The organism is Stenotrophomonas pictorum JCM 9942 (genome assembly GCF_001310775.1).
Classification (GTDB): Bacteria; Pseudomonadota; Gammaproteobacteria; order Xanthomonadales; family Xanthomonadaceae; genus Stenotrophomonas; species Stenotrophomonas pictorum.
Map to the genome: position 1 here is coordinate 1 of NZ_BAZI01000160.1, position 6,426 is coordinate 6,426.

General features: G+C 63.0%; 8 protein-coding genes and 1 pseudogene. 5 read left to right on the forward strand and 4 right to left on the reverse strand.

Features of this window, described 5'->3' with window-relative positions:
• On the forward strand, positions 1 to 802 hold an 802-nt coding region (locus tag JCM9942_RS09405; protein WP_054659253.1), incomplete at its 5' end, for an IS3 family transposase.
• Between the two features lie 116 nt (positions 803 to 918).
• Here JCM9942_RS09405 and JCM9942_RS20735 read toward each other — a convergent pair.
• From JCM9942_RS20735 to JCM9942_RS19000, 3 genes and pseudogenes are all read right to left on the reverse strand, one after another.
• A pseudogene (locus JCM9942_RS20735) lies at positions 919 to 1,029 on the reverse strand (transposase); the annotation flags it as partial.
• Entirely contained in the window at positions 992 to 1,291 is a 300-nt protein-coding gene (locus tag JCM9942_RS18995; RefSeq protein WP_157722849.1) for a hypothetical protein, read from the reverse strand. The gene JCM9942_RS18995 and the pseudogene JCM9942_RS20735, both read right to left, overlap by 38 nt.
• Positions 1,284 to 1,709, reverse strand: coding sequence for a hypothetical protein (locus tag JCM9942_RS19000; protein WP_172675088.1), 426 nt, complete (start codon positions 1,707 to 1,709; stop codon positions 1,284 to 1,286). The genes JCM9942_RS18995 and JCM9942_RS19000 overlap by 8 nt, the downstream gene beginning before the upstream one ends.
• 374 nt (positions 1,710 to 2,083) lie before the next feature.
• Between JCM9942_RS19000 and JCM9942_RS20740 the strand changes: the two genes are divergently transcribed.
• Positions 2,084 to 2,587, forward strand: a complete 504-nt coding sequence (locus JCM9942_RS20740; protein WP_054659255.1) for an REP-associated tyrosine transposase — start codon at positions 2,084 to 2,086, stop codon at positions 2,585 to 2,587.
• 163 nt (positions 2,588 to 2,750) lie between these two features.
• Here the strand turns inward: JCM9942_RS20740 and JCM9942_RS09415 are convergent, their stop codons facing one another.
• Positions 2,751 to 3,947: a solute carrier family 23 protein gene (locus JCM9942_RS09415; protein ID WP_256202354.1), complete on the reverse strand. Its 1,197-nt coding sequence runs from the start codon at positions 3,945 to 3,947 to the stop codon at positions 2,751 to 2,753.
• Between the two features lie 546 nt (positions 3,948 to 4,493).
• Between JCM9942_RS09415 and JCM9942_RS09420 the strand changes: the two genes are divergently transcribed.
• From JCM9942_RS09420 to JCM9942_RS19005, 3 genes are all read left to right on the forward strand, one after another.
• Entirely contained in the window at positions 4,494 to 4,976 is a 483-nt protein-coding gene (locus tag JCM9942_RS09420; RefSeq protein WP_054659257.1) for a pyridoxamine 5'-phosphate oxidase family protein, read from the forward strand.
• Between the two features lie 473 nt (positions 4,977 to 5,449).
• On the forward strand, positions 5,450 to 5,959 hold the full coding sequence (locus JCM9942_RS09425) for a hypothetical protein (RefSeq protein ID WP_054659259.1): 510 nt from the start codon (positions 5,450 to 5,452) through the stop codon (positions 5,957 to 5,959).
• Positions 5,956 to 6,114, forward strand: a complete 159-nt coding sequence (locus JCM9942_RS19005) for a hypothetical protein (protein ID WP_157722851.1) — start codon at positions 5,956 to 5,958, stop codon at positions 6,112 to 6,114. The genes JCM9942_RS09425 and JCM9942_RS19005 overlap by 4 nt, the downstream gene beginning before the upstream one ends.
• Positions 6,115 to 6,426: the final 312 nt, after the last annotated feature.

A 6,426-nucleotide genomic window follows, 5' to 3' on the forward strand; every position in this document is an offset into this window, starting at 1 on the left:
GATGGCCCAATCAGCTGTCGCAGACGGGCGCACGAGCATCCGGCACGCCTGCCAGACCTTCGCTGTGAGCCAGACCTGCTTCCGCTACCGGGCCAAGGCCAGCGAGGAGAACGCCCGGATCGCCGATTGGCTGGTCCGGTTGACCGCGGCCCATCGCGACTGGGGCTTTGGTCTGTGCTACCTGTACCTGCGCAACGTGCAGGGCTTTGGCTGGAACCACAAGCGGATCTATCGGATCTACCGCGAGCTGGAGTTGAACCTGAGGATCAAGCCGAAGAAGCGGCTGGTGCGCCAGAGGCCCGAGTCGCTGGCGGTGCCGGAGGCGATCAACCAGGTCTGGTCGATGGACTTCATGCACGACCAGTTGGCCGATGGTCGCAGCTTCCGGTTGTTCAACGTGCTTGATGACTTCAACCGCGAGGGGCTGGGCATCGAGGTTGACCTGTCGCTCCCTTCGGCACGCGTGATCCGGTCGCTGGAGCAGATTATCGAGTGGCGTGGCAAGCCGGCCGTGATCCGCTGCGACAACGGCCCCGAGTACATCAGTGGTGCGCTCCTGGCTTGGGCGGAGCGACACGGCATCCGGATCGAGCACATCCAGCCGGGCAAGCCGCAGCAGAACGCCTACGTCGAACGCTACAACCGTACCGTCCGCTACGCCTGGCTGGCCCGAACCCTGTTCGACACCATCGAGCAAGTGCAGGACAAGGCTACGCGCTGGCTCTGGACGTACAACCACGAGCGCCCCAACATGGCGCTCGGCGGCATCACGCCAGCCATGAAGCTTGCGATGGCCGCGTAACTCCACTTCTGGCGACCGCTAAAAGCGGGGGGATTACCCTCCAGTGAGCGGCGCCCAGAGCCCGGAAAGGCATCGGCTCCTTGGGTACGCAAGGTGTCGCGCCATTTGTACAGTCGATTCCGTGGCACTCCCAGCTCCAAAGCGAGCTGGGTGATGGGTTTGTCCGACGTCTCCAATAGCCTCACTGCTTCACGTTTGAACTGTGCGCTGAAACGCTGCGTCGCCATGGATCACCTCCGCTGGTTGACCCCATTTTGGGGTGTCCACCGAACCCGGGCCAATCCAGAGTGGATTATTCGCTTTGGCCTTTTTGTTATGGAGATGGGTCAAGGTCAAAGGCTTCCACACGCTGCGCGTGCGGGTTCCTTTTGTCTTGGCAAAAAGGAACCAAACCGCTTCCGCCGGACGCATGCCGATGCGATGGAGCTGCATCGGTTCCCTGCGCTCCTCGCGGATCGGGGCGGCGCGGAACTCGCTGCGCTCAGACACCCGCGTCTTTTCTCCCCGATCCGCTGCGATGCTCGGCACGCTTTGACGGCTCGGGTGGATCAAATGCTGAAAGCAACAGCAACAGCAACAGCAACAGCAACAGCAACAGCAACAGCAAAAGCAACAGCGCGTAGCCCGGGTAAGCAAAGCGCACCCGGGAATTTCCCTCGATGCATACATTGGGACGCCCCCGGGTGCGGCCGGGGGCCTTACCCGGGCTACGTCGCTGTATGGATGCCAGCGGGATGTGAGTCTGGGCCGCTCTCCGCCGTTTGCTTTTCAGTTTGTGCTTTTGCGGTTGACGTTCAATCCCGTAGAGCATGGCCAATGACGGGCGCGAATACCCGAAGGGCGACGCGCAGGAGCGCGTCGTTTTTCGCCGGTACATGGATGTGCCGTCGAAAAATGCGCCGGGCATTGGCGGACCCGCGCATCGCGCGGGCATGCGTCCCGGGTGTGCTTGACCAGCCATTCGGCTGTTGGAAAAGCGCCTCTTTTGGTTACTTTTCTTTGCACAGACAAAGAAAGGCCCTTCAACAGCCGAATGGCTGGTCAAAGTGACTCGCGCACCGCAGGTGCACGAAAGCTTTTCTGCCTTGGCTTTTCAAGATCAGAGGCGAGAACAAAGGTTTCCACACGCCGCACGTACGGGCCCCTTTGACCAGCGCCCAGCCCGGGTAAACGACGCGCACCCGGGGTGTTCCCTGATGGCAACGCGCGGCTTTTCCGGGTGCGGCCCGGGCCTTACCCGGGCTACCGTTGGTCGCGTGATGGGGCGCGGAGTGGCTCGGGATGGTGCGATACCGGCGGAACCGGGTTGCGGGCGGTGCCTATTTCTTTACGGTGACTCTCCGCGATCGGCGCGACGACGCATTGGTACGGCATGTCGATCTTCTGCGGGCATCCTGGCAGAAGGCACGTTCGAGCATTCCACACACGGTTGTGGCTGCTGTTGTGCTTCCCGACCACTTGCACGCCGTTATCCGTATGCCCGACACCGACGCGGACTATTCGCGGCTCTGGCAGGAGATCAAGAAGGGGTTCACCCGGCGTTTGCGGAACGGGGGGCCGTCACCGTGGCAGTCGCGCTTCTGGGAGCACACGATCCGCGATGACGATGACCTGCGTGCACACGTGGACTATGTGCATTTCAATCCGGTAAAGCATGGGCTGGTCACGCGCGTGGTTGATTGGCCGTACTCCTCGTTCCACCGTTACGTGCGTGATGGCGAGTTGTCAGCGGATTGGGGCATGGGCACGATCGCATCACCGGTGCACGTCGGTGAGCACGCGTAGCCCGGGTAAGCGATGCGCACCCGGGGCTTTCCTCCAACGCAACGTGACGGCTTTCCCGGGTGCGGCCGCTGGCCTTACCCGGGCTACTAAAAACAGGGGGTCAGAGTCGATTATTGGCTTTGGCCCTGGGTTTCCGTTCTGGCCGTCTTAGACAGGTGTCGCTTTACTGGGCCTTGGCGCGACCAAGCAAGGCATAAAGCCCTATCGCGCCAAAGGTGGCGCAGCCGATGCCGCCGAGCGCGAACTCGCCGAATTTCAAGGTGAACTCGCCGGTGCCGAGGATCAGGGTGATGGCCGCCACGATCAGGTTCTTGGTGTCGGAAAAATCCACCTTGTTGTCGACCCAGATCTTGGCGCCGGCGATGGCGATCAGACCGAACACCACGATCGACACCCCGCCCATCACCGGCAGCGGGATGGCCTGGATCAGGGCGCCGAACTTCGGCGAGAAGCCCAGCGCGATGGCGATCAGCGCCGCGACCAGGAACACCGCGGTGGAGTAGATGCGGGTGGCGGCCATCACGCCGATGTTCTCGGCGTAGGTGGTCACGCCCGTGCCGCCGCCGGCAGCGGAAACCAGGGTCGCCACGCCGTCACCGATGAAGGCGCGGCCCATGTACTGGTCCAGGTTCCTGCCGGTCATGGCGGTCACCGCCTTGATATGGCCCAGGTTCTCGGCCACCAGGATGATCACCACCGGCACGATCAGCAGCATGGCGCGGGTGCTGAAAACCGGCGTATGCAGGGACGGCAGGTCAAACCACGGGGCGGCGGCGATGCCGCTGACATCGACGGGTTTGCCCATGCCCAGGCCATTGGTCAGACCGGCATAGATGCCGCTGGCCACGATCAAGCCGATCAGGATCAGCAGGCGCTGCAGCATGCCGCGGGTGAACACCGCCACCAGCGCGACCGACAGGAAGGTCACCGCCTGCATCCACGCATCGAAGTTGTTGGCGGCCATGGTCTTGATGGGAATCGAGGCCAGGTTCAGGCCGATCACGGCCACCACCGCGCCAGTGACGACCGGCGGCATGAAGCGTTCGATCCATCGCGTGCCCACCGCGTGGACCAGCACGCCAGTGGCGATGTAGACCAGGCCACAGGCCATGATGCCGCCCAATGCCAGCCCGATATTGGCGTTGGCCCCCTGGCTGGCCACATAGCCGGTGGCCACGTTCACCACGCCGATGAAGGCGAACGACGAGCCCAAGTAGCTGGGGACCTTGCCGCCGGTGATGAGGAAGAAAATCAGGGTGCCGACACCACTCATCAGCACGGCCAGATTGGGGTCAAACCCCATCAGGATGGGCGCGAGCACCGTCGAGCCGAACATGGCTATCACGTGCTGGATGCCCATCAGCCCGTTTGCGCCCAGGGCAGGCGCTCGTCGGGTCCGATGACGCCGCCGTTCTGCAGCGCGGCGGGGGACTTTTCGGTCCACGAGAACATGCCCATCTGGTTTGCATCCGGAGAAGTGCTGGGCTGATTGTAGAGGCCGGGCGTGCCCACGGAAATCGGAAGAAAACCCCGCTGTCAGAGTCAATTATTCGCGCTGGCCCGCTGGTTTTGGCGATGGCTCGAGGACAAAGGCTTTCGCCTGCTCCGCGGCGGGGTGCATTTAACCGGCCCTTCGGCCGTTGAGGATCGGCTGACGCGGCAGAAGTCATCCGCCGGGCGTGGCGATGAGCGGCGACGCCGGCCCGAAGGATGAGCGCCGCAGGTCCGAATCAAACCGCTTCCGCTGGATGCATGTCGATGTGATGAAGCGGCACCGGTTCCCTGGGCTGCGCGGATCGCGAAAGTGCGCAGGTTGCGGTGATGTCATCAATGGCGGCGTCTGTCATCACTGTCTGCATATGGGCGGTCGGCGAGGATCGGGTTTCCCTCAAGTGGAGAAACGTGGATGACCACACCCGAAGAGCTTCAGGAAAAACTCTGGAAAACCCTGGCCTCCGACCGTACCGTGCTGCTGGGTGTGCCGGGCAGTCACCACGGCGCGCCCAGGCCGATGACCGCCCTGGTGGAGGGAGAGCATGGCCCGGTATGGTTCTTCGCCGGCCGGCCCAATACGCTGGCGGACCTGGCCCGGACGGGGACGGCGGCGCAGGTGCTCGTGGTGGCCAAGGGGCATGAACTGTTTGCGACCATCAATGGCACGTTGAGCGTGCACAACGATCCGGCCATGATCGAGCGCCTGTGGAACCCGTTTATTGCCGCGTGGTTCGAGGGCAAGGATGATCCCACGCTGGTACTGCTGCGCTTTGATCCCGCTGATGCCGAGGTCTGGAAGAACGAGAACAACCTTCTGGCCGGGATCAAGATGATGCTGGGTGTGGACCCGAAGAAGGACTACGCCGACAACCAGGCGCACATCAATCTGCGTTGATTGATGCACGGGGAATAAGCGAGGGATTGAATTCCCATCCCTGTCGGGTCCATGGAAATGGCTGCCACACGGCAGCCATTTTTCATGGGTAAGACAGGGGCCGTATAACCCGGGGCAGCGTCGATTTTTTCAATGGCTCTTCTGTTTGGGTGATGGTTCAAGGTCCAAGGTTTCCATCTGCTACGCAGGCGGATGGCTTTGATCCGCCACCGGGCTTTTAGAAGAGCGTTGCGACACGTGCACGGCTGCTGCGCGAACGCTCTTCCGTCGTTTTGCAAATAGTGGCTACCCGGTCACGGCTTTAGGCCGGTTCGGTGGTGCTCCGGCTTGTCCGGTGGGGAGGATTCTGAGGCGGGTCGCTGTGGTTTCAGGCAGGGCGGGAACGGGAGCAGACCACTATTAAAGGTTTCCCGCTCGCTGCCGTTACCGGCAGCGCCTTATGGCCGATCTCTTTCTTTCCGGATTTCATATTCATGTTCAAACCCACTGTCCTCGCCCTGGCCGTTGCGTTCTCTGCCAGCCTGGTTGTCCCCGCCGCCGCCGCGGCCGCCTTTGACGACGTGAGCGTCGGTGCCGGCGTGTCCACGCTGGGCTATGGCGTGGACCTGAATTCGCAGTTCACCGAGCGCTTCTCCGCCACCGTGGGCTACAACGCCTTCACCATCGACGGCGACGAGAACACCGATGACGTCCGCTACCAGGGTGATCTGAAATTCAACAACGCCACCGTCAAGCTCAACTGGCATCCGCTGTCGGGCGGCTTCCACGTCTCGGCCGGTCTGGTGGTCGGTGATATCCGCGCGGCTGTCACCGGTACCCCGCGTGCCGGCGGGGTCTACGAGTTCAACGGCGTGCAGTACACCGCCGCCGATGTGGGCCAGCTGCGTGGCCGCGTGGAAATCAAGGACAGCGTGGCGCCGTATGTGGGCGTGGGCTACCGTTCGCGCGGTGAAGGCCTGGCTTCTACGCCGACCTGGGCGTGATCTCGGCCAAGACCAGTGTCAGCCTGGCCGCCACCGGGCTGGCCGCCGATCCGCAGTTCAAGGCCGATCTGGAGCAGGAGCGCCGCGAGCTGGAAGACAAGATCGATCTGAGCGTGTACCCGGTGCTGGGTCTGGGCCTGGTCTACCGTTTCTGACCGCCGCGCGCCTGCGCGGGCCGGTACCAGGGCCAGGCTGATGCCTGGCCCTTTTTTTTGTGTGGCGGCGATTGCTGGCGCGGCCACCGCGCCGCAACCGGCGCGAAGGTGGCAGACGGTATCTGTAACTGTGATCTGCATCGATGGGCGCCGATGTCCTGCATTGCCTATGATCGGCAGTCCATCAAGACACAGGAGTGCAATGTGCGACAGACAGGGAAATGGGTGGGGCTGATGGTGGCCATGGTGGCGGGCCTGTCGGCCTGTTCGGAGCCGGAGCAGCCGGCGCTGGCAACGGCCCCGCTGACGCTG

Coding starts and splice junctions, on each gene's coding strand:
- JCM9942_RS19000 (WP_172675088.1), bottom strand. CDS start 1,709: ATGCCCGGCGCATTTTTCGACGGCACATCCATGTACCGGCGAAAAACG.
- JCM9942_RS20740 (WP_054659255.1), top strand. CDS start 2,084: ATGGTGCGATACCGGCGGAACCGGGTTGCGGGCGGTGCCTATTTCTTT.
- JCM9942_RS09415 (WP_256202354.1), bottom strand. CDS start 3,947: ATGGGCATCCAGCACGTGATAGCCATGTTCGGCTCGACGGTGCTCGCG.
- JCM9942_RS09420 (WP_054659257.1), top strand. CDS start 4,494: ATGACCACACCCGAAGAGCTTCAGGAAAAACTCTGGAAAACCCTGGCC.
- JCM9942_RS09425 (WP_054659259.1), top strand. CDS start 5,450: ATGTTCAAACCCACTGTCCTCGCCCTGGCCGTTGCGTTCTCTGCCAGC.